The organism is Frankia umida (genome assembly GCF_023242945.1).
Taxonomy (GTDB): Bacteria; Actinomycetota; Actinomycetes; order Frankiales; family Frankiaceae; genus Frankia; species Frankia umida.
On the sequence record NZ_JALKFT010000003.1, the window covers coordinates 24,295 to 46,559 of the forward strand.

Sequence of the window (22,265 nt, forward strand, 5' to 3'; positions counted from 1 at the left end):
GCTCGCTCAGCGGTCTCCCGGTGTGTCGGTGCTGGCGAACAACGGCAGTCGCCGCCGGTAGGCACCGGGAGCGGACGAGGGCACGGCCGGCCGGGCCGGTTCGGGCGGCTCGACCCGCTGGTAGGACTCACCCAGCGGCGGACGTGGATCGACCTCGCCCCGGTTGGGCCAGAACGCCATGGCCCGTTCGGCCTGGGCGGTGATCGTCAACGAGGGGTTCGCCCCGATGTTCGCCGTGACGGCGGCACCGTCGACCACGTGCAGGCCCGGATGCCCGAACACCCGGTGGTAGGGATCGATCACGCCCTGGGTGGGGTCGGTGCCGATGACCGCACCGCCGAGGATGTGCGCGGTCAGGGGGACGTCCACGAGTTCACCGATGAAACCGCGCGGATGTCCGCCGATCCGGTCGGCGACCCGGCGGGCGGCGTCGTTGCCGGCCGGCAGCCAGGACGGGTTCGGCTCGCCGTGGCCCTGCCCGCTGGTCAGCCACCGTAGCCCGAGCGGGCCCTGGCGCAGACGCACCGTCAGCGAGTTGTTCTGCGCCTGCATGACCAGCACGATCATGGTCCGTTCGGACCAGCGCCACGGCAGCCCGGCCATCGCCTGGTACGGATGGACGGCGATCTTCCGCAGCACCTTCAGCCAGCGCGGCCATCGGCCGCCCCCGTCCGTCATGGGCAGGCTGAACAGGGCCATCAGGTTGCTACCTCGCCCGTAGCGGACGGGTTCCACGTGGGTGTGGTCGTCCGGATAGAACGACGACGTGATCGCGACACCCTGGGTGACCCGACGGTCCGCGCGGTGCCGGCTCGCTCCGAGGATCGACTCGGAGTTCGTCCGGGTGAGCTCCCCCAGCCGATCCGACAGCCCCGGCAGGTCCCCCCGCTCACGCCCGAGGTGCAGCAACCGCTGGGTGCCCAGGGTGCCTGCGGCGAACACCACCTGCTCCGTGACCAACGTCCGCTGCTGGCGTTGTTGGCGCCGCTGCCGCGGGCGCCGCCACCAGCCCGCCAGGCCGGTGTCTCGGCCGGCCGCGGCACGCTGACGCGCGTCCCGGACGGGTGCCGTGACAATGTCGATCTCGTAGCCGCCACCTGGCCGGGGACGCACCGCGGTCACCGTCGTGTCGGCGAGGATGCGGGCGCCGGCCCGCTCGGCGAGCCACAGGTAGTTGCGGTCCAGGCTGTTCTTGGCACCGCGACGGCAGCCCGTCATGCACTCGCCGCACTCGACGCAGCCCGTCCGGCTCGGGCCGGCCCCACCGAAGTACGGGTCGGCCACGGTGACGCCCGGCTCCTGCTGCCCGTCCCGCCCGAAGAACACCCCCACGCGGGCCGGCCCGCAGCTCGCACCGACGCCGAGCTCCTCGGCGACGCCGCGGAACACCTCGTCGGCGTAGGTCGTGGACGGGTTCGCCACCACCCCCAGCATCCGTTCGGCCTGGTCGTAGTGGGGCGCGAGTTCCGCCCGCCAGTCGGTGATGTCCCGCCACTGCGGATCGGTGTAGAACGCGTCGAGCGGCCGGTACAGCGTGTTCGCGTAGACCACCGAGCCGCCGCCCACCGCCGTCCCGGACAGGACGAGCACCCGCCCCAGCCACGTGATCTTCTGAATCCCGCGGCAGCCGATCTGCGGCAGCCACAGGTATCGCCGCAGATCCCAGTTGGTGCGGGGCAGCGTCTCCGCCGTGAAGCGGCGCCCCGCCTCCACCACGAGGACCCGGTACCCCTTCTCCGCCAGCCGAAGTGCGCTGACGCTTCCCCCGAAACCGCTACCGATCACAACCACATCGATGCCGGACGTGCCCTCGCCGTCCGGCCCGGTCTCGTCGCTGGCTTCGGCGGGCCCGCCGACCCGGGGGTCAGGACGCCTTCGGAACGGACCGATCGCCATGCTCGCCACCTACCGCGCTCGCTGCCGCCCACCCCTGACGTGCCGATCCGACCCCACCACGGCGCACCGGTCGACCCGCGATGACGTCAACGACGCGCCGTCCGACTACGTTCCCCGACCGCGACGCCGACGCCGTAACGCTCGGCGACCCGAAAACTCGCGGCCGGGGAGGTCGGGCCCGGGGAGGCCAGGGCCTGGCAGGTCGCGGTACGTGAGGTCAGGCCGCGCTGCTGGGGTCGCGGCGTTCCAGCATGTGTGCGTCCCCATGGGAGGCGGGGGCGGTGCCGCTCAGGACGGCCTCGGTGCGGGCGGCGGCCTGGGCGGCGGCGGCCTGGGCGCGTGCCCGTGCCTCCAGGCCCACCTGAGCCGCTCGTTCGATCTCCTCGATCGGCGGGAGCGGGACCTCGACCGGCGCGGGATGCTCCGAGCGCACCGCGCTGGCGGGGGGCGTGCCGTGGGGCGCTCTGGTCCGCACTGCGCCGACGTTCGCGTACTTCGAGCTTGCACCCCTGGGCGAACCGGTGCGCAGAGTGGCCGGGCTGATCGCCGCCGGCCTGGCGGTGGGCGTCCACGTGCCGTCGACGCCCATGTCGGCGTAGGCCGATGGGCGCGCCTGATCCGTCTGCGCCGCCCGGGCGGCAGCGGCGGCCCGGAGCTTCTCGGCCCGCTGTTCGATGCAGGACCGGCACTCGCACTCCGCCGAGGAACGCGGCAGCCGGTCAAGTCGCCAGGACAGGTTGTCGATCTCGTCGCCGTCCCCGACCAGCACTCCGGTGCTGATGATGTGAACAAGGTGCAGCGCCAGCGTGACCGGGTCCCAGTTGTCCTCGTCGAAGATGACCTCCAGCTTGGCGAGGAGCGAGACGTAGTCCGACGTCGACCGCCGCATCGCGTTCGCCAGCACGTTGATCACCTGGGTGGCCGCGAGCGTCAGCGCCGTCGGCGATGGCGGCGGCAGCGGGATGCTCGGCACCGACGGGTCGACCACCTCACCCTCCGCGGACCCGGCGGGCTCGGCACTCTCGGTCGATCCGGCAGGCACGGTCAGCTCGGCAGGCGCGGTCGACCCGGCAGGCGCTTCGTGGACCGGCTCGGCGTCGGAGAGCGTGGTCACCTCGGCGCCAGCCGCCCTGGCCGGCATGTCCTTGACGACGTCGGCCAGCGGCCGCGCGTCGGTGTCGGGCACGGAGGCAAGCGTCTCGGACCCCGGTGGCATCCCGGCACCGAGCGCGGTGTCAGCACCGAGCGTCACGTCAGCACCGAGCGCGGTGTCAGCACCCACCGTCACGTCAGCGCCCAGCGTGGCGTCAGAAGGCACGGTGCTGTCCGGAACCATCGCGGCGTCCGGAACCATCGCGGCGTCCGGAACCATCGCGGCGTCGGAGCCCACCGCTGCCATCACGCGGCTACGGCGGCGTGCGCCGGCCCAGCTACGCGAGCCCAACCGGCCACGGCGACTGTGCCGCCGGGTCGGTCCGCCCGCCGCTGCCGCGCCGGTGCCACGCAGCCGACCGCCATGGCCTGCCCCGATTCCACCGGAGCCGGAGCCGGAGGCAGGGGCGGCGCCGGGAGCGGACGAGGCGACGGAGGTGTCAGCCCCGTCACTGTCGCCACCCGGGGGGCCGCTCGTACCGCCTGCCCGGTGGACGCTGCCTGCCCCGGCACCGCCTGGGCCAGGCCCGCCGGGTGCGGCGTTCGCCGCCGACGACCGTTCGGCGCTGGCCACCGGCGGACTCTCGACCAGCCGGACGAGGCCGGACTCCACCGCCGAGTCGGGGATCGTCAGGGCGAACCGGGTCATCCGCCCGGCGGACGGGCGGGCCACCGTGGTCAGCCAGCCCGTCTGGCGCAGGCGTGACGCCTGTCGTTGCACGTGGGTCCGGCTGTAACCGGTCTGGTCCATGAGTGTGCGCAGCCCTGGGCCGCTCACGGCCACGCCGTCGGGAACGCTCGACGGCGTCTCGGCGAGATGGCTGGCCATCGTGCAGGCGACGAGCTTCGCCGCGGACGGTAGGCCGGCCCGCAGGATGGCCCGCTGCCATCCGATGCGATCACCGATCAGCGTCCCGGAGTCCTGCGCCACTCGGACGGAGACCAGCGCACCAGGGATGGCGAGCTGGATGGTGTCCGACGGCACGGGCCTCCTTCCCTCGACGCTGTCACTCGATGCCGCACTGTCACTCGATGCCGCGCTGCCACTCGATGCCGCGCTGCCACTCGATACCGCGCTGCCCGGCGATGCCGCACTGCCACGTGCAGCTGCACCGTTACTCAAAGCCGTACCGTCGCCCGGCGCCACACTGTCACGTGGAGCTGACGAACGGCCCGGGTCCGACTGGGCAGGGACCGGGTGTCCGGGGATCGAGCCCGACGGAACGGGATCGACGGGGGGCGGGCGGGTCGACGTGTGTTCAGGCACCGTACTCCGCACCGCATCATGGGGCTCCTGCGGGGAGCCACCACGCTCACATGAAGAGGACATGACTCCATCACCGCCGTTGGGTGGTCGTGGTGTGACAGAAACATCAAACATCCGGTGACTGCTTCGCAGCAAAAAGAATTCCAGGCGACCACATCGAGACCACGAGCATTCATCAAAATCAACCATCGAAACACTTGACTGTCACCCCGAACGCCGAATCAGGCGAGGTCGATCCGACGCAGGAGAGAAAAATTTAAATCATGTCGACAAGGCGTCGAGGGGTGCACGGGTAACAGCGGAATCCTGGGTCGCCAGACCGACCTGGAGCGATCAGTCGACGGAAAGCACCGAACGGTTCCGTCGGTGCCTCGGCCCCACCCCGACACCCGACCGGCCATCCCCGCGGTGGGCCACCGGTTCATGGCCCACCGATCACGCCGCCCCACCGGCACACCCCGACGTCGGACGGCCAGGCCGCCGGCCAGCCGGCCAGATCACCGCCCCGGTGACACCCGCCCGTCCGTCGGCCGTACCCGCTCGGCCCGTTCCGCGACCGGCACCCGGCCGACGGTGAATCAGGGCCAGCGGCGCAGGTGGCGCGATCCCGCCCGGTCCCATCGGAACAGTCCGTAAAAGCCGTTCAGGTCAGCCGGAAAAAAGACCACGGCCCGCACCCTGGACGGCTCCCCCTCGATCACCCCGGACGGCGCACCTCGTCCTTTGTCGACCCACCGCACACTGCCGGTCGATCACACCGATCCGGCCCGGGTTCGAATACCAACGACCGATCGACGGACACCAGGAACGGGTGCCGCGCGCGGCGGCGGGATCCGTCCCTCTCAACCAGGGTGGGCACGGTGCGTCGAAGATCGGTGACGACCCGACGGGGCCGGAGGACGTTTCCTCCTCCGTCCGAAATGTTCTTGGTGCAAGTGCCCTCGATTGCGGACAGAGCCTGGACATTCCGGCCGATCAGGCGTATTGCGCGCCGCCCGCGCACAACCTCGCATCATCAACGGGCAAGGGCTACGTGATCTGGTGGGAACGCCGTGTTGTGCGTAGCTCCGGGATGCGCCAAAACCATGCTCACCCATCGGATTCGCCGCTGGATGGCAGCGGACCGGGCCGACCCCTCCGGCAGGCCTTCCCCCCGCGGCCAACCCATCGGCTGCCAGCCGAGGGGCAAGGACACACCACCGTGGTCCCGGGACGCCCACCCGGCCACCACACCCATCCACCACACCAGACCCGCAACTCGACCGGCCGCACCGGGTCCGTCGGCCCCCGGCCGGTGCATGCCCCAGGTCGGGGGTGTCGGGTTCCCGCCGGCCAGGTCCGGGTATCGATCGGGTGACGGCGGGACCACCGGCGATCCATGTCCGGCGACCGTGAGGAGGCCGCGCGTGAACGACGACATCGTGGTCGGAGTCGACGGTTCGGCCGGCTCCCGGGTGGCCTTGGACTGGGCCCTGGCCGAGGCGCGACGGCACAGCTGCACGGTTCGCGCCGTGATCGGCATCGGTTCGGGCACGCCGGAGCCGATCTGGCCACACTCCGCCGATGAGGTGGCCGAACAGGCCGCCCATCTACTTCATCGCAGCGTCACCGAGGCCATCGCGGCGGCCCCAGCCGCAGCAGCAGCGACGTCGACACCAGTGGCGACAGCGAGAGTGGCCGCCGCCGCATCCGTCGCGGTGGCACCCGTGGCGGTGGTCGAGGAGGTCGTCGACCAGCCGGGGGCGCAGGCGCTGCTCACCGTGGGGCACGATGCCCGGATGATCGTGGTCGGTGCCCGCGGTCGCGGTCTGCTGCACCGGCTACGGGTCGGCGCGGTCAGCACCTCGGTGGCCGTGCACGCACCGGTGCCCGTCGTGATCGCCCGGGGTGGCAACGACCAGCCCGGCCACGGCTTCCTCCAGCAGTCGCGTCCCGTCGTCGTCGGCGTGGACGGGTCACCGAACTCGCTGGCGGCGCTGGTGTGGGCCGCCGCCGAGGCCGACCTGCGCGGCGTCGAGCTGATCGCCGTGCACGCCTGGTTCGCGGCGCTGCCGGTGCCGTTCGCCGCGACCCCGGTCGAGATCACGCAGGTGCTCGGCGACCAGGCGGCCACCGTTCTCGACGAGGCGATCGCCAGGGTCCACGACGAACTGCCGGCGGGTCTGCGGCCGCAGCGACGGACCGTCCCGTGCTCGCCGAGCCAGGCGCTGCTCGCCGCCGGCAAGGAGTGCGACCTGGTGGTCGTCGGTGCCCGCGGTCACGGTGGGTTCGCCGAGCTGCTGTTGGGCTCGGTCAGCCACCAATGCATGATCCACTCGGCCGTACCGGTGGCGATCATCCGCTCACCCTGAGCCCGAACCGCCCCCTCCGACCCGGCCGGCCTACCTCGTGGCGCCGCGGACCACGGTGCGCACGTCCCCGCGCACCGTGGTCCAGTCGTACCACCGTTCGTTGGTCTCGCCCGCCGACGGATCCCAGGGGTTACGCAACAACACCTGCCCCCGCGCGCTGTCCACCGCGAGGACGGCGTACGCGTGCGCCGCGACCAGCCCCGCCGGCCTGGTCCGCTCGCGGGTGGTGACCAGGACGACCTCGCCCTCTCCCAGCGCGGCGGCGAGGTCGTCCGAGCCGATCCGCCGCGCGTCGCGCCAGCTGGCCCGATGCCCGGTGAGCGTGCTGAGCGCCGCGACGGTGCTGCCGTAGCCCAACGCGGGATAACCGCCACGCAGCCGGGCGAACGCCTTCTCGTACAGTGCCGGCCACAGTTCACCGCGGCCGTCGGCGTTGTCCGCGTCCACCGCCAGTTCCTGCCTGCCGACCGGACCGTCCCGTCGCATCCGGACGAGCCCCTGTGCCAGGTTCGCCGTGACCGTGATGTTCGTGGGCGTGACGTTCGTGGGTGTGGCACCATCACCGCGATCCGCACCCGGGTGCAGCGTGACGGTGGCCGTGCCGTTCGGATTGCGCCGGATGCCCGTGGCCAGCCGGTCCGGGTCCTGCGCGGCGAAGCCGACCAGCGCGGCCGCGAGGTAGCAGTCGGGCACCGTCCCCTGGCCGACATCGTCCGGCCCGATCCCGTCGCGCACCAACGGTTCGGACGAGCGATCCGCCCACACCGGCGCCGATGGCGTCCCGGCCGGTCGCGGGGCTGGTGACGGCGGGGTGGCCGGTCGCGGGGCCGGAGACAGTGACGCCGACCAGGTGGCGGGCACGGTCGGTGGCGCCGGCTCGAGCCAGGGCAGCGCCCGGACGAGCTCGTCGATCATCTCGCGTGGCGCGGACGCGAGCAGGTCATCGGCGAGCCCGGCCAGCTCGATCGCCTGCGCCACAGTGCCCAGTTCGGACGGATCCGCCAGCCGGCTGGAAGCCGCGAGCAGCCGGCGCGCCTGCGCGCCAAGGGCAGCGAGCCCGGCCCCACGCAGCTGACTGATCACCGCCGCTCGTGTCACCGGTGGCAGGCCAGCGAGTGCGGCCCGGGTGGCGCGCAGCGTCGCCGAGGCCGAGCGACCCCGGGACCGCCCCGAGGTGGTCGCATCGACCGCCGCCAGCAGCCCCGCCGCGATCGCCAGCGCCGAACCCGCACCGGCCGGCGTGGGCCGGGACGCGAACGGCCCGTCGGCCAGCCGAACCAGCCTGCCCTCCAGATCGACGGCGGCCGCGAACGCCCCCACCGAGGCCACCCTCAGCCCCCGTCCGGTCGTCTCCCGCAGCACCTCCACCGACATCGGTGTGATCGGTGGTGGCGTCGCGGCGTCGCGCAGGACCTGCTCGGCTCGACCCATCGATCCAGCCACCGCCCGTTCGAGGGCCTCGGCACGCCCGCTGACGGAACGCAGCCGAGCAGCGCAGACCGCCAGTTCGTCCGGGATCAGCAGGATCACCCCGTTCGGTTCCGATACCCCAGCCGGTTCCAGTGCCACGGTCGGTTGCGACGCCACGGCCGTCACCACGGGCCACGGCATCGCCACGACTCTGGCCGCCGCGATCGCCGACAGCGGCGGGGGCCACGGCTGACGTGCCGGCATGGCCGCGGTCGTCTGGTCCAGCCGGCTCGCCAGGCCGTGCAGTGCCTCGGCGCTCAGGGCGAACTGCTCGCGCCATGACGCCATCGCCGCACGCAGCCGATCCGTGAGTGGGGAGCCCCTCCGCGACACGCGGCCCTCACCCGACCGGGCCGGCACGTCCGCCCCGACAAGCGCGGTGTCCACCAGCGTCTCCGCGATCGCCGACGCCTCGGACGCCTGCCGGCGCAGTTCGGCCGCGCAGCCGGCGAGCTCCCGCGCGCACCGCACCGCCCGCACCGCCCGCACCGCCTCGACACCAGCACCAGCACCAGCACCAAACGCGATGTCCATCGCCCACGCCCTCCGCGCGTCCTCCCCGGCCGGGCACCGCGCCCGCACCGATCGGCGACCGCGTCCGTTCGACGTCCGACGTCCGACGGCGCGGTCGGTCGGTCGGTCGGGGCGAGTTGTCCTTTACTGGCCCCGTCAGTGATCCGTGAATGGTCCGACGGCGGTCCTATTCGTTCCGTTCCGATCGGTTGAGGGTAGATCGCAGCCGGGCAGGTGGCGTCCCCCGGGCTCGCGTCAGGCGACCCAGGAGTGGTCATCGCGCTACAGTTTCGATCATTTGTTCCGTCCGTCCGCAATCACGCGAACACAGCGCCGAGGACGAGCGGCCGGACCCGGTTCCACCCGACGGGTCAGGCAAGGATGGGGAGGTCGGTCATGCCCGACGCAGTCGTCGTCGCCGCTGCCCGTTCGCCGATCGGACGAGCGTTCAAGGGCTCGCTGCGGGGTCTGCGGGCCGACGATCTGGCCGCCACGATCGTGCGAGCCGTCCTCGACCAGATCCCGATGCTGGACCCGCACCAGATCGACGATCTGATACTCGGCTGTGGTCTGCCGGGCGGCGAACAGGGCCACAACATCGGCCGCGTGGTCGCGGTCGCCCTCGGGCTCGACAACGTGCCGGGCACGACCGTCGCCCGCTACTGCGCGTCGTCGATGCAGGCCGTCCAGATGGCGATGCACGCGGTGCGAGCCGGGGAGGGGGACGTCTTCGTCGCCGCCGGTGTGGAGGTGGTCAGCGGATACGTTCGCGGTAACAGCGACAACCTGCCCGGCACGCAGAATCCCGGTTATGCCGGCGCGCAGGGTCACACGGCCGCCCGGGCCGGCGGCGGCGCCCCCCCGTGGACCGACCCGCGCGGTCGGGGCGAACTCCCGGACGTCTACATGGCCATGGGGCAGACGGCGGAGAACGTCGCCCAGCTCACCGGGGTCGGACGGGTTGAGCAGGACGCGTTCGCCTGCCGGTCGCAGAATCTCGCCGAGAAGGCGATCAACGCCGGCTTCTTCAAGCGGGAGATCACCCCCGTGCAGCTGCCCGATGGCACGGTCGTCGACGCCGACGACGGCCCTCGCCCCGGCACCACCCTCGAGGCACTCGCGGCACTGCACCCGGTGTTCCGCCCGGACGGCACGGTGACCGCGGGCAACGCCTGCCCGCTGAACGACGGAGCCGCCGCCGTCGTCGTGATGAGTGACACACGGGCCCGGCAACTCGGCATCACTCCGATTGCCCGGGTGATAGCCAGCGGCGTGAGCGGACTGTCACCGGAGATCATGGGCCTCGGTCCGGTCGAGGCCACCCGACGGGCGCTGGCCCGCGCCGGGATGACCATTGACGACGTCGACCTCGTGGAGATCAACGAGGCGTTCGCCGCCCAGGTCATCCCGTCCTACCGTCAGCTCGGTATCGACCTCGACCGACTGAACGTGCATGGCGGCGCCATCGCCCTGGGCCACCCGTTCGGCATGACCGGTGCCCGCCTGCTGACCACGCTGGTCAACGGACTGCGCACCACCGACACGACGATCGGCCTGGAGACCACCTGCATCGGCGGGGGCCAGGGCATGGCCCTGATCATCGAGCGGCTCTCCTGAGGTCCCGAGCACGCATGGACAGCGATCTAGCCTGCCGGGCCCGTCGAGTCGACCCGTCTGACCGGCTCAGCTGTCGACGACATCGACGCGGAGGATGGTGACGATGTGGACGCCGAGGGTGATTCCGTCGATGTCGGTGGAGGGGCGGAGGGTGGGCCGCAGGTCGCGGCCGCCGAGGCGGAGGCGGACATCGCGGTTCGACTGGGCACGGTCGACATGGATGAGGCCGGCCGGCGAGGCGACGGCAGCGGGGACGACACCGAACCGCTGCCTGCCACGGCCGCCTGCGGTGCGCCGACCGGCAGGTGGAGCATGATCGCCCACAGTCGGATCCGGGACTGCACCTCCGGGCGGGTGAGCTGGACCGCCGCCACGACCAGGCCGCCGCCGATGATGCCGTCCAGCCAGTAGTGGTTCGCGGTGATGACCACCACGATGGTCGTGATGATCGGGTGAATCAGCGCGAGCCATCGGGCGCGGATGCGCAGAATGGTGATCACGCCCCAGGCCTCGAGGATCGCCCATCCGATGTGCAGGCTCGGCATCGCCGCGTACTGGTTGGCGACGGTGTCATGGGGGCCGTAGGGCGAAGGGCCGATCACGGCGCCGGTGTCGATCAGGTTGACCTGGGGCAGTACGCGCGGCAGGTACCTCGGTGGCGCCAGCGGATAGGCGATGTGAATCATCAGGGCCACGCCGGTGGAGACGGCAATGACAGTCCGTACCCGGCGCCAGGCGTGACGCTGAAAGAGCAGAACCCAGAGCAGGAACGTGATCGCCGCGGGAAAGTGCACGGTCACGTAGAAGCGGTTCGCCAGCTCCAGCAGCCGGGTGGAACGCATCGCCAACGCCTGCAGCGAAGCCTCATCCGGGAGATCAAAAAGTCGCTCGAGGTTCCAGACGTCGACGGAGTGCCGCAGCGCCTCCAGCTCACGACCGGTGGCGAGGTGGCGACCGAGGTCGTACAGCACGTACAGCGACCCCAGCAGAACTACCTGACCGAGGACGAAAATACTCGCCCGTAGCAGGTCAACGACCCGCCCACCCTGGTGCCGTTCGTTCGGGAACACCTGGCCCGTTGCGCTCACCATCTGCAGCTCCGCAGCATCCGCGCCTCCCCATCAGGACACGTCCCGTTCACCTGCCTCTTCGTTCCTACCGACCGATCGGTAAGGGCGACAGCGAACTGCGTGTGAGATACGGCTCAGTCCGGGATCTTTCCTCGACTTCCGCCCATCACCGCATGCCCGATGCGTCCAACACAGGGCGAACTGTCCAGGTCGCTTTTTCCCCGCTTACCCGCAGATTAACAACGAGGAACCAGAGATCATCGATTCCGGGACGACGCGGCCCGGTTCGTTCACCCTGTCGGATTCCCGACTCCGGCGAGATCCCCGGATGTGAACCCCGCCCCACCAAAGCGCACCCACGGTGCGACCCGACTCGCGGCCCACGCGCGACCCGATCCGCCACGGCGCGGCCAGGTGTTGCCCACTCACAGTCACGACCTGGCGCCCGCCGCCCGCACGCGGCCCATGGCACCCCACGGCGGCCCGAAGGCGCCCCGGGAACCACGCTTTCGGCCCCGCAGGCCTTACGGTCTCGGCCCGAGGGTCCATCCGCGACCGACCACGGGTCGAGGCTGGCGCCCTTGGCAGCAGGGACAGGTCACGTGGTGGCACAGCGCCACCGCTTTCGCATGGGGGGGCACCTTCAGGCCGCATGAGGGCGCGATCGGATGCGCCGCGTATATCGATGGCAGCGAACTATCCATATAAAACTACATTTCGTGTCTGACCAGACACAAAAAGAAGTCGGAAAAGATTGATGCCCGGGACTCCCGCCCGCGATGTGACCTACGCTATACATCCTGAGGTACGCCGTCGGACCGGATGTCGCAGTGCGCGCTGTTCCGGGGGCCACTGTTGACTCCGGAGCGTGCCTGATGTCCCAGAACACCAGTTCGGCTGGCGACTCGCCGGCCCCACTCGGCGCGTCCGCCCCACCCGGCGTGCCGGCCCCGACAGCCGCGCCGGTCTCGACAGCCGCGCCGGCCCCGGCAGGCGGGTCGTCCCCAGGCAGGTCGGCCCCGACAGATGGATCGGCCCCGGGCAGCGGGTCGGCCGGACGGCGCACCGGTCTCGCCGCCGTGGCGGCCCTGATCGTCACGGCGATCCTCGGCTTCGGCCTGACCCGCCTGGAGTTCACCACCAGCCAGGACAACTACCTCAACAGTGACTCCCGCATCGCCAAGGACAACGTCGAGTACCAGTCGTTGTTCGGTGGCGAGGCGATGATCACGCTGTTCACGGTGGCGCCGGGCAGTCACACCGCGGACCTGTTCACCCCACGCAACATCGCCCAGTTCCGCAAGCTGCAGCGCGACCTCGACGCCGACCCGCACATCTCCTCGGTCATCACCCCGCTGACCGCGCTGGAGTTCACCGACAACCTGGTGCGCGGTACCGGCGGCGACCCGCTGACCAGCCCGGCGGCGAAGATGCTGCTCGGCGCGCAGGCGCGGGACACCGACAGGGACTCGGCCGACCGGCGCCTCGCCGACTCGCTGCGCACCCTCGCCCGCGTCCAGGCCGTCCCGGTGGCCGCCCGCACGCTGGGCAACCCCGCCTGGATCGACGTCCTGCTCCACGACAACACCGGTGCGATCCGCAAGTCGCTGCGCCCGTTCTTCCCGTCCACCTCGACGGCGCAGATGATCACTCGGCTGACCGGCAACGCGTCCCTGCGTGAACAGGGTGATGGTGCCCACGTCGTCGAGCGGGCCATCGCCGGCGAGACCTTCGACCACGCGTCGGTGCTGACCACCGGCTCACCGGTCCTGCTTCGCAACATCAACAACTACCTGCGGGGTGGCTTCCTCACCCTGGGCGTGATCTCTTTGGCGCTGATGGCCGGGCTGCTGCTCGCCGCGTTCGCCGTCCGGTTCCGTCTGCTGCCTCTCGCCGTCGTCGCGGTCGGCCTGATCTGGGCGTTCGGCCTGGCCGGATACATCGGGGTGCCGTTGTCGGTGGTGACCATCGCCGGTCTGCCGGTGCTGCTCGGCGTCGGCATCGACTTCGCCGTGCAGCTGCACAGCCGCATCGAGGAGGAGTCGCAGCTCGACCGCCGCGGCCATCCGGTCGCCGCCGCGTGGCGGGGACTGCGCCGCGCCCTGCTGGTGGCGACCATCGCCGCCGTGCTGTCGTTCTGCGCGCTGCAGTTCAGCGAGGTCCCGATGATCCGGGACTTCGGCACGCTGCTCGCGATCGGCCTGCCGGTCATCGTGATCGCCACCGCCCTGCTCCTCGTCCTCGCTCTGGACACCAGCGAGCGCCACCGCCCCGCACCCGCGGGCGACTACACCCACGGCCCCCTTGGCCGGACGATCATCCGCCTCGGCGGGCTGCCCCAGATCACCGCGATCCCGCTGGTCCTGGCCTCGGTGGCCATCTTCGCCGGCGGCATCGTCGCGGACGGCAGGCTGACCGTGCAGACCGACCCGGAGAAATGGGTCAACCAGGACAGTCAGGTCATCAAGGACATCGGTATTCTGCGGGCGCGCGCCGGTTCGGCCAGTGAGCTCGGGGTCTTCGTCCGCTCGCCGAACGTCTTCGACGACGCCACCGCGTCCTTCGTCGGCCAGTTCGCCAACCGGCAGCTCTCGACGCACTCGGCCGACCTCGTCGACGCCAGCAGCCTGGTGACGATCGTCAGCTACCTGCTCGAGGTGCCGAACACCTCGATCGTGATGCCCACCGGTCAGGACATCCGCGCCGCCTACGCCGTCGCCCCGCCGGACATCCAGCGCAGCACGGTCAACCTTGACATGGGCGCCATGAACATCGTCCTGCGGACGGGCTCGGGCTCGCTGGAACGCCGCGCCGCCGTCGTCGACGACATCCGGACGAACACCCATCCGCCCGCCGGCATCACGGCGACCCCGTCCGGCCTCGCCGTGATCGGCACCGGCCTGGTCGCGTCCTTCCAGAACAACCGCACCCAGCTCACCTACTACGCGCTCATCGCCGTGTTCGTGCTGCTGCTGCTGTGCCATCTCAGCCTGGTCCGGGCGGTGCTCTCGCTCGTGCCGGTCCTGATCGCCGTCGGCCTGAGCTCGCTGATCGCGCTGGCCATCGGAGTCGACCTCAGTCCGCTGACCGCCGTCAGCGGGCCGCTGATCGTCGCTCTGTGCACCGAGTTCACCACTCTGCTGATCTACCGTCACCTTGAGGAACGTGCCCGTGGCCGTGGGCCCCGGGAGGCGGCGGAGACCAGTGCCGGCCGCACCGGACGCGCCTTCGCGGTCTCGGCCCTGGCCGCCGTCATCGGTGTCGGCGTCCTCGCCTTCAGCTCCCTGCCCCTTCTTCGCGACTTCGGCCTTCTGGTCGCCCTCAACGTCGCCGTCGCGCTGCTGTCCGCCCTCGTCGTCCTGCCCCCGCTGCTCGTCTGGGCGGACGAGCACCACTGGGTCCACCGCGGCTCCGCCGGCACCACCCCCGGCGGTACCCCCGAGGGCGCTTCCACCGCCGCGGCCGCCGGCCCGGCCGTGTCGGCCGGCGCTCGGATCGTCCCCCAGAAACGGTAATGACCGTCCGGGAACGGTAAATGGTGACGGACGGTAAAAGAGGGGAGCAGAGGGTGACGGGGTGAAGGACCCTGGCCCGGGTCTTCGCTCCGCCTTCGGCATGTGGCACGCTCAGGTCAGGTGTTCTCGGCGACGAGACGCCGATTCCCCAGGCTCGGCAGCCATCCGAGCGTCGAAGGAGAGGGCATGAGTTTCGACTTCAAGGTCGCGGATCTCGCGCTGGCCGAGTTCGGCCGCAAAGAGATCCGGCTTGCCGAGCACGAGATGCCCGGGCTGATGTCCACACGCGCCGAATACGCGGCCAGCCAGCCGCTCGCGGGCGCGCGGATCATGGGCTCCCTGCACATGACGATCCAGACCGCGGTGCTCATCGAGACCCTGGTGGCCCTCGGCGCGGACGTCCGCTGGGTCTCCTGCAACATCTTCTCCACCCAGGACCACGCCGCCGCCGCGGTCGTCGTCGGGGCGAACGGCACCAAGGACGACCCGCAGGGCGTCCCGGTCTTCGCCTGGAAGGGCGAGAGCCTGGAGGAGTACTGGTGGTGCACCGACCAGGCGCTGGCCTGGCCGGACGGTGGCGCCCCGAACATGATCCTCGATGACGGTGGGGACGCGACCCTGCTCGTCCACAAGGGTGCGCAGTTCGAGCTGGCCGGCGCGGTACCCGCGACCGACCCGTCGGACAACGAGGAGTACGCGATCATCCTCGAGACGCTGCGGCGCACGATCGCCGAGCGTCCCGGCCGTTGGACCGAGGCCGCCAGCACCATCAAGGGCGTCACCGAGGAGACGACGACCGGCGTCCACCGGCTCTACGAGATGGCGAAGGCCGGCACGCTCGCGTTCCCGGCGATCAACGTCAACGACTCGGTGACGAAGTCGAAGTTCGACAACAAGTACGGCTGCCGCCACTCGGTCATCGATGGTCTCAACCGGGCCACCGACGTCCTGATCGGTGGAAAGGTCGCCGTCGTCGCCGGCTACGGGGACGTCGGCAAGGGCTGTGCGGACGCGCTGCGCGGCCAGGGCGCCCGGGTCATCGTCACCGAGATCGACCCGATCTGTGCGCTGCAGGCGGCGATGGACGGCTTCCAGGTCGACGTCCTCGAGGACGTGGTCGGCATCGCCGACATCTTCGTCACCACCACGGGCAACTTCGACATCATCCGCGCGGACCACATGGCCGCGATGAAGCACCAGGCGATCGTGTCGAACATCGGGCACTTCGACAACGAGATCGACATGGCCGGTCTCGCGAAGACCCCCGGCATCGAGAAGATCAACATCAAGCCGCAGGTCGACGAGTGGGTGTTCCCGGACGGGCACTCGATCATCGTGCTCGCCGAGGGCCGCCTGATGAACCTCGGCTGCGCCACCGGCCACCCGAGCTTCGTCATGTCGAACAGCTTCACCAACCAGGTGATCGCGCAGATCGAGCTGTTCACCAAGACCGAGAGCTACCCGGTCGGCGTCTACGTGCTGCCCAAGCACCTGGACGAGAAGGTCGCCCGCCTGCACCTGTCGGCGCTGGGCGTCAAGCTCACCGCCCTCACCAAGCAGCAGGCCGACTACATCGGCGTGCCGCTCGAGGGCCCGTACAAGGCGGACCACTACCGCTACTGATCGCCCGTGGTCGGCCGTCCACAGCTGGTTCCGCTGCCATGGACGGCCGGCCGCTGATCAGCGGAACCGACTGTCAGCTGGCCCGCGCGGGGGCGGCTGAGGTGGCCGGCACCGAAGCAGGGGCCGGAGCCGGCCTGGCGGCGGGAGCCGGGGCCGCCGCCGGAGCCGGCGCGGGCCTGGTCGCCGTGCGGTTGGTCTGCGACCAGCACACGGGCGTCCAGCCGGGGTCATTGGCGGTGGCCGACAGGTCGTACCAGCCCTCGGGCAGGTAGGTGCCCCACTGGACGGGCGGACCGTCCACACCGTTGCCACCGGCGATCTTCGGCCGCGGCACGCCGAAGGTCACCTGACCGTTCGGGCAGCTCAGCTGCTCGATCCTGATCGGCGGCTGCCCCACCGCGGCGCCACCCCCGGCCTTCGTGCGGCACAGCAGCGAGGTGGTGGGCGGCCAGGCCTGCGCGATGTGCGCGTAGTAACCGGCGGCCAGCAGCGTCATCCCGTCGGACGGCCAGCCCGGCTCCGGCGGTGCGGTGATGCTGATCACCTCGTTACTCGGGCACTGGGCCCAGCTCTCCCCGCCGGCCTGGGCGGGTGCCGCACCCCCCAGCGCGACCAGCCCGGTCAGGGTGAGCGCGGTGCCCGTCGCGGCCATGATGGCGCGGACCCGGCGGCGCCCCCCGGACGGCCCCGTAGCACGAACTCCGAACCGGGCACCGGCCCGAAACCCCTGGCCGGGAGCATGGACGTCGACGGAATCCTGCGATGCCACGCCCGCGGCAGGCTGCTCCGGCCTGCGACGGTGACGCGACGACACGGCAAACGGCATTGAATGCCTCCTTGTTGAACCCGGGCACCCAACGCCCGTCGGCGCGACGGTCCACGTGTACCGACACACCTGTTTCCGCTCCTTTGGAGCGGGATTCCCGTAAATACAACAGCAATCGGTCGCAAGGATAGCGGTAGTTGGCGATGTGTTGGGTGCCGGCGGGGTGATTCGTCTCGGCCACGCCCCCCGGACGGGGCCGCGCATTCGGCCGGATCGCGGGGTCACGTCCGGAAACCGGGCCCGCTCCTCGAACAGCGGTCCGTGTCCGGTCCGGATCACCGAACCGTGGGATCCGGCGTTGTGCCAGGTGAACGGTCAGGATGCCGACGGCTGCGCCGGCCGTCCGGGTAGCCGGTGTGGCACCGATCGACGAAACTCGATCTCGACCATGGCGGTAGCACTCGGACAGGCCCGGGATCGTCCGGTGGGGACGTACCCCAGCCGCCGCCAGAACTGGTGGACGGCGACGGACCGCTCGTCGCACCACAACACCACCTGCACCACCTGCACTGTCGGCGGGGCCAGCGCGGGCCGGACGGGCGGGCTGGCCCGCGTCTGACTGGTCTGCCACTGTCGGACGGCCCGCTCGCACACCCGCACCAGGGTCGTCCCCAGGCCCTGCCGGCGCGCTGACCGCGCCACCCACAGCCCCGTCACCTCGGCCACCGACGGCGGCGGACGCCCGGCCGGCTCCTCGTGGCGGCGCACCGCGACACAGGCCAGCACCCGCCCGGCCGGATCGGGATCGTCCGCCCGTCCCGGGATCATCCACATCGCGTGCGGCAGTCCCCCGGGTGCCGCCAGGTGGGGTTGCCCGACCGGAGCCTGGTGGGCGGGCCCGCCGGGTGCCGCCGCCCGGGTGATGCCCGATGCCGCGGGCTGCCCCACGTCCATCAGGGTGCCCACGTCCATCAGGGTGCCCACGTCCATCAGGGTGCCCACGTCCATCAGGGTGCCCACGTCCATCAGCCTGCGGAGCGCGGGAACGTCCTCGGCGCGGGCCTGACGCAGTCCGGGCGCGAGGTCGCGGCGCATCCAGACATGTTCTATGCCGGCTTCGATATCGGGTTCGGCGATGACGCGATAGCCCAGCCGCGCGTAGAAGTCGGAGACCTGGAGTTGGGCGTGCAGTTCCACGGCGGGCAGGCCACGTTCGCGGGCTCGCTCCGTCAACGCCGTGGTGACGGCGAGACCGAGGCCCTGCCCGCGGCATGCGCCGTCGACGGCGACCCGTCCGATGATGCCCACCGGCTGCGCGCCGAGGGTGCGTGGCCCCGGGTCCAGCAGGCGCCCGGTGGCCAGCGCCCGGCCCGCCGCGTCGAACACGACAGCGTGGTCGGCGTCGCCGTCTCGACCATCCAGTTCGTGCTCGGCCGGCACGCCCTGCTCGTCGACGAACACCGTCGTGCGCAGCTCGAGCACCGCGCTCGGCGGTGTTCCCGCGACGATGGCCACGCTCGTGGGTCGGTCACCGGGCACAGGGCAGCAGTTTAGGCGCCCCAACCAGGACGGGGACCGCTTTCGCCCGACGGACGGTTTCCCGGACCGGGCGAGCCGGGCATCCTGCCCCAGATCCACCGATGGCCGCCGAACGGTCCCGCTATGGATCCGTACGGACACGGAATGACATCTACGGACCCCGGGTATCCCGACTCGCGCGGCGAACCAGATAGAAACGGGACGGCATCGGCCGATGCGACCACACCCGCACGAAGAGGAAGCAACCGGCATCGTGAGTTTCCAATCAACAACCCGGCGTGACAACAGCTGTGCGCGAAAGGGCTGCTGACGATGGCGGCGACCCTGTATCCGCCGGCGCGGTACCGGCCCGTGCGGAACACCTCCGGGCTGATGGTGCAACCCACCCGTGGCCTCATCCCCCACGTCCAGGTCGGGAAAGGTTCGTTGTTCTCCTGGTTCGACAGCTCGGCCAGCCAGGTCAGCTCACATCTGTGGCTCTCCCGCAACGGAGACCTCGAACAGTACGTGCGATGCGACCAACGGGCATGGGCGCAGGCCGCCGGAAACCCGTACTGGATCTCGTGCGAATGCGAGGGATACCCCACCGAGGACTACACCCCGATTCAGGTCACCCGACTGGCCGAACTCTTCCGTTGGGGAATGCAGGAGTTCGGCTGGCGAGCGGAGATCACCGACTCACCGGACGGCCACGGTATCGGCACCCACCGGATGGGCGGCACCGCCTGGGGCGGCCATGAATGCCCTGGGGATATTCGCGCGAACCGCCGCGGTGACATCCTTTCCCTGGCCACCGGCCGGACGGCCCTCACCGCTGATCCCCGCGACCGCTACGCCGGCCGGCCCACCCTGCGCGAGGGCATGACCGGTCCGGACGTCGCCGAACTCCAGAACGCGCTGAACATCGCCTTCGGCCATGAGGCACCCACCGGCGATCCCAACCGGCTGCCCCCGGATGGCACGTACGGGCCACGCACCACCGCCCGGGTGGCCTCCCTGCAGCGGTACGCGTCGCAGTGGTTCGGCCGCATCCCCGACGACGGCGTCTGCGGCCCCACCACCTGGCGCAAACTCGGCTGGATCCTGACCGGCCTCAACCGCACCGTCTAGATCCCCCGGCGGCGGCGCCCGGCGTCGTGACCGTGCTCGGCCCGCGCGGCCAGGTCGGCACCCGCCGCCCGCAGCCACCGGTGCGGATCCGCCATGGCCGCCGTGACCCCGCCCGCGAGTCCCGCCAGCGCGGCCTCGCCGACGACCCCCTCTGGACGGGGGGCGTCAACCTGCCCTGCCGCGACCAGAACCGGCACCCCCCGCCGCCGCGCGAGCGCCAGCACGCCACCGACGACCTTCCCGCGCAGGGACGTCTGGTCAAAACGGCCCTCCCCGGTCACCACCCAGTCCGCGTCGTCCAGCGCACCGGGCAGGCCAGCCACCTCGATGATCGTCTGGACGCCCGAGACCAGCTGCGCGCCCCAGGCCGCGGCGAGACCGTAGGCCGTGCCACCCGCGGCACCCGCACCCGGCGCCATCGGATCACCACCGAGCAACCCGGCCAGCCGGGTCAGCCCCGCGGCCAGCCGGTCCACGTCGGCGGCGGTCGCCCCCTTCTGCGGGCCGAAGACGGCCGCGGCACCGGCATCCCCCAACAGGGGGGCGTCGACGTCGACGAGGCAGCGCACTCCCCCGGCGGGCGGGGGGACCAGGCGGGCGAGATCGATCTGATGCAGAGTGACCAGAGCGCCCCCGCCGGATGGCAGCACCCCACCGGCGGCATCGGTGAACCCGGCACCCAGCACGCTCAGCGCCGCGGTGCCGCCGTCGGTGGATGCCGACCCCCCCAGCGTGACCAGGATCTGCCTGGCCCCCTCGCGCAGCGCCGCCGCGAGCGCCTGCCCGACACCGATGGTCTGGGCGCCCAGCGGGTCCGGGGTACGCATCAGCGGTAGTCCGCTCACCGCGGCGAGTTCGACCACCGCGACATCCCCCGGCAGGGCCAGCCATTCGCCGTCGTGGCCTCGCCCATCCGGACCAGTGACCCGCAGCGGCCGCCGCCTGGCCCCGGGCACCGTCGCGGCGAAGACATCCAGCGTTCCCTCGCCGCCGTCGGCGATCGGCAACGTCACGATCTCGTCCTGTGGACGGCGCGAGTGCCATCCGCGCGCCAGTGTCGCCGCGACCTCGGTGGCACTCGCCGACCCCTTGAACGAATCGGGCGCGATCACCACCCGCCACGACCGGCCCCGACCGCTATCGATCATGACCTGGCACGCTCAGCGCCCCGCGACGACCATCGACTGCCGGCCGGAGTTCACCGACGGCCACCCTCGGCGACCGATGGGGCGGACGAGACCGAGGGGACGGACGGGACCGACGGGGCGGCGGGCTGCGCGGGAAGATCGGCGGGCGCGGCGAGCCAGGCGTCGATCCCGGCGAGTGCCGCCTCACGCACCGCGTCCGGCGCCGCACCGGAGCGCACCGAGCTGCGGGCGCATTCGGCGAGCTCCTCGTCGGTCAGCCCCAGCTCGCGGCGGCACAGTTCGTACTCGTCCAGGCAGTTGGGGCCGAACAGCAGCGGATCGTCGGCGTTGATCGAACAGCGCACACCGGCGCGCACCAGCGCCGCCAGGGGATGCTCGGCCAGCGACGGGACGACCGAGAGCAGCACGTTCGAGGTCGGGCAGACGTCCAGGCAGATGCCGCGTTCGCGCAGCTCGTCGACCAGCGCCGGATCCTCGATCGCCCGCACCCCGTGCTGCAGCCGGTCGGCGGCCAGCTTCGTGATCGCCCCCCGCACGGACGCCGGCCCGTCGAGCTCACCGGCGTGCGGGGTGGACATCAGCCCGGCGTCGACGGCGAGCCGGAAGGCCGCCTCGAACGGCTCGGGCGGCCAGCCGTTCTCGTCGTTGTGCAGGCCCAGGGCGACGATGCCCCGGTCGGCGTAACGCACGGCCGTGCGGGCCACCTCCACCGCCCGTTCGGGGGAGTCGAACACCCGGTCGACCGCGGCCATCCAGCGGACGGTGACACCGTGGCGCGCTCCGGCCTGCTCCGAACGGGCCAGAACGGTCTCCCACGCCTCGTCGGCACTCCCGAACGCCTCGGGGTGGGCGTACGGCCAGAAACTGGGTTCGAGGTAGACGATGCCCTCGGCCGCGGCGTCGCTGACCATCTCGTCGACGAGCCGCTCGAAGTCGGCCGGGCCGCGAAACAGCGGCAGAATCCCGCCGATCACCTCGCCGAAGCCGCCGAACTCGGTGAAACCCGAGGTCCGTGGGGTGGGCAGCCCCGCGTTCGCGGCCAGGTCCGCCAGCGTGGACGGGCGCATCGCCAGCTCGAAGTGCAGGTGCAGGTGGCCCTTGGGCAGAGTCCGCAGATCACGCATGGATGCCCCTCCTCCTCGCGGTGTGACACCGCCACGAGGCCCGACGCGTCCTCGCGACTCGATGCGGCGGCCAACCACCGCTCACCCGCCCAGTTGGAGGGTAC

General features: G+C 71.4%; 13 protein-coding genes. 5 read left to right on the plus strand and 8 right to left on the minus strand.

The window, feature by feature from the left end:
• Positions 1 to 6 precede the first annotated feature (6 nt).
• Together MXD59_RS03960 and MXD59_RS03965 are read right to left on the minus strand one after the other, a co-directional pair.
• Complete coding sequence (locus tag MXD59_RS03960; RefSeq protein ID WP_248823480.1) at positions 7 to 1,896, minus strand: GMC oxidoreductase; 1,890 nt, start codon at positions 1,894 to 1,896, stop codon at positions 7 to 9.
• Between the two features lie 217 nt (positions 1,897 to 2,113).
• Entirely contained in the window at positions 2,114 to 4,033 is a 1,920-nt protein-coding gene (locus tag MXD59_RS03965; RefSeq protein ID WP_248823481.1) for a helix-turn-helix domain-containing protein, read from the minus strand.
• Positions 4,034 to 5,721: 1,688 nt separating this feature from the next.
• Here MXD59_RS03965 and MXD59_RS03970 point away from each other — a divergent pair.
• A complete protein-coding gene (locus MXD59_RS03970; protein WP_248823482.1) occupies positions 5,722 to 6,666 on the plus strand; it encodes a universal stress protein in 945 nt (314 codons plus the stop codon).
• Positions 6,667 to 6,696: 30 nt separating this feature from the next.
• On the opposite strand, the gene MXD59_RS03975 is transcribed toward MXD59_RS03970, so the two are convergent.
• Positions 6,697 to 8,670 carry a C2 family cysteine protease gene (locus MXD59_RS03975; RefSeq protein ID WP_248823483.1) on the minus strand — a complete coding sequence of 658 codons (1,974 nt, stop codon included), beginning with the start codon at positions 8,668 to 8,670 and terminating at the stop codon, positions 6,697 to 6,699.
• 375 nt (positions 8,671 to 9,045) lie between these two features.
• Between MXD59_RS03975 and MXD59_RS03980 the strand changes: the two genes are divergently transcribed.
• Positions 9,046 to 10,266: an acetyl-CoA C-acetyltransferase gene (locus MXD59_RS03980; protein WP_248823484.1), complete on the plus strand. Its 1,221-nt coding sequence runs from the start codon at positions 9,046 to 9,048 to the stop codon at positions 10,264 to 10,266.
• A gap of 26 nt (positions 10,267 to 10,292) precedes the next feature.
• On the opposite strand, the gene MXD59_RS03985 is transcribed toward MXD59_RS03980, so the two are convergent.
• Complete coding sequence (locus MXD59_RS03985) at positions 10,293 to 11,357, minus strand: phosphatase PAP2 family protein (protein ID WP_248823485.1); 1,065 nt, start codon at positions 11,355 to 11,357, stop codon at positions 10,293 to 10,295.
• An 854-nt stretch (positions 11,358 to 12,211) separates the two neighbouring features.
• Between MXD59_RS03985 and MXD59_RS03990 the strand changes: the two genes are divergently transcribed.
• Both MXD59_RS03990 and ahcY read left to right on the plus strand, forming a co-directional pair.
• Positions 12,212 to 14,851, plus strand: coding sequence for an efflux RND transporter permease subunit (locus MXD59_RS03990; protein WP_248823486.1), 2,640 nt, complete (start codon positions 12,212 to 12,214; stop codon positions 14,849 to 14,851).
• 186 nt (positions 14,852 to 15,037) lie between these two features.
• Positions 15,038 to 16,474, plus strand: coding sequence for an adenosylhomocysteinase (ahcY, locus tag MXD59_RS03995; protein ID WP_248823487.1), 1,437 nt, complete (start codon positions 15,038 to 15,040; stop codon positions 16,472 to 16,474).
• Between the two features lie 73 nt (positions 16,475 to 16,547).
• Here ahcY and MXD59_RS04000 read toward each other — a convergent pair whose 3' ends face one another.
• On the minus strand, positions 16,548 to 17,243 hold the full coding sequence (locus tag MXD59_RS04000) for a hypothetical protein (protein ID WP_248823488.1): 696 nt from the start codon (positions 17,241 to 17,243) through the stop codon (positions 16,548 to 16,550).
• 372 nt (positions 17,244 to 17,615) lie between these two features.
• The gene (locus MXD59_RS04005; protein WP_248823489.1) at positions 17,616 to 18,755 is read right to left on the minus strand and encodes a GNAT family N-acetyltransferase; all 1,140 of its coding nucleotides are present in this window, start codon (positions 18,753 to 18,755) and stop codon (positions 17,616 to 17,618) included.
• Positions 18,756 to 19,091: 336 nt separating this feature from the next.
• Here MXD59_RS04005 and MXD59_RS04010 point away from each other — a divergent pair, with 336 nt between their 5' ends.
• Entirely contained in the window at positions 19,092 to 19,889 is a 798-nt protein-coding gene (locus MXD59_RS04010; protein WP_248823490.1) for a peptidoglycan recognition protein family protein, read from the plus strand.
• Here MXD59_RS04010 and MXD59_RS04015 read toward each other — a convergent pair.
• Together MXD59_RS04015 and add are read right to left on the minus strand one after the other, a co-directional pair.
• Complete coding sequence (locus tag MXD59_RS04015) at positions 19,886 to 21,037, minus strand: glycerate kinase family protein (RefSeq protein ID WP_248823491.1); 1,152 nt, start codon at positions 21,035 to 21,037, stop codon at positions 19,886 to 19,888. The genes MXD59_RS04010 and MXD59_RS04015 overlap by 4 nt on opposite strands.
• A gap of 50 nt (positions 21,038 to 21,087) precedes the next feature.
• A complete protein-coding gene (gene add, locus MXD59_RS04020) occupies positions 21,088 to 22,161 on the minus strand; it encodes an adenosine deaminase (protein WP_248823492.1) in 1,074 nt (357 codons plus the stop codon).
• Between the last annotated feature and the right edge of the window lie 104 nt (positions 22,162 to 22,265).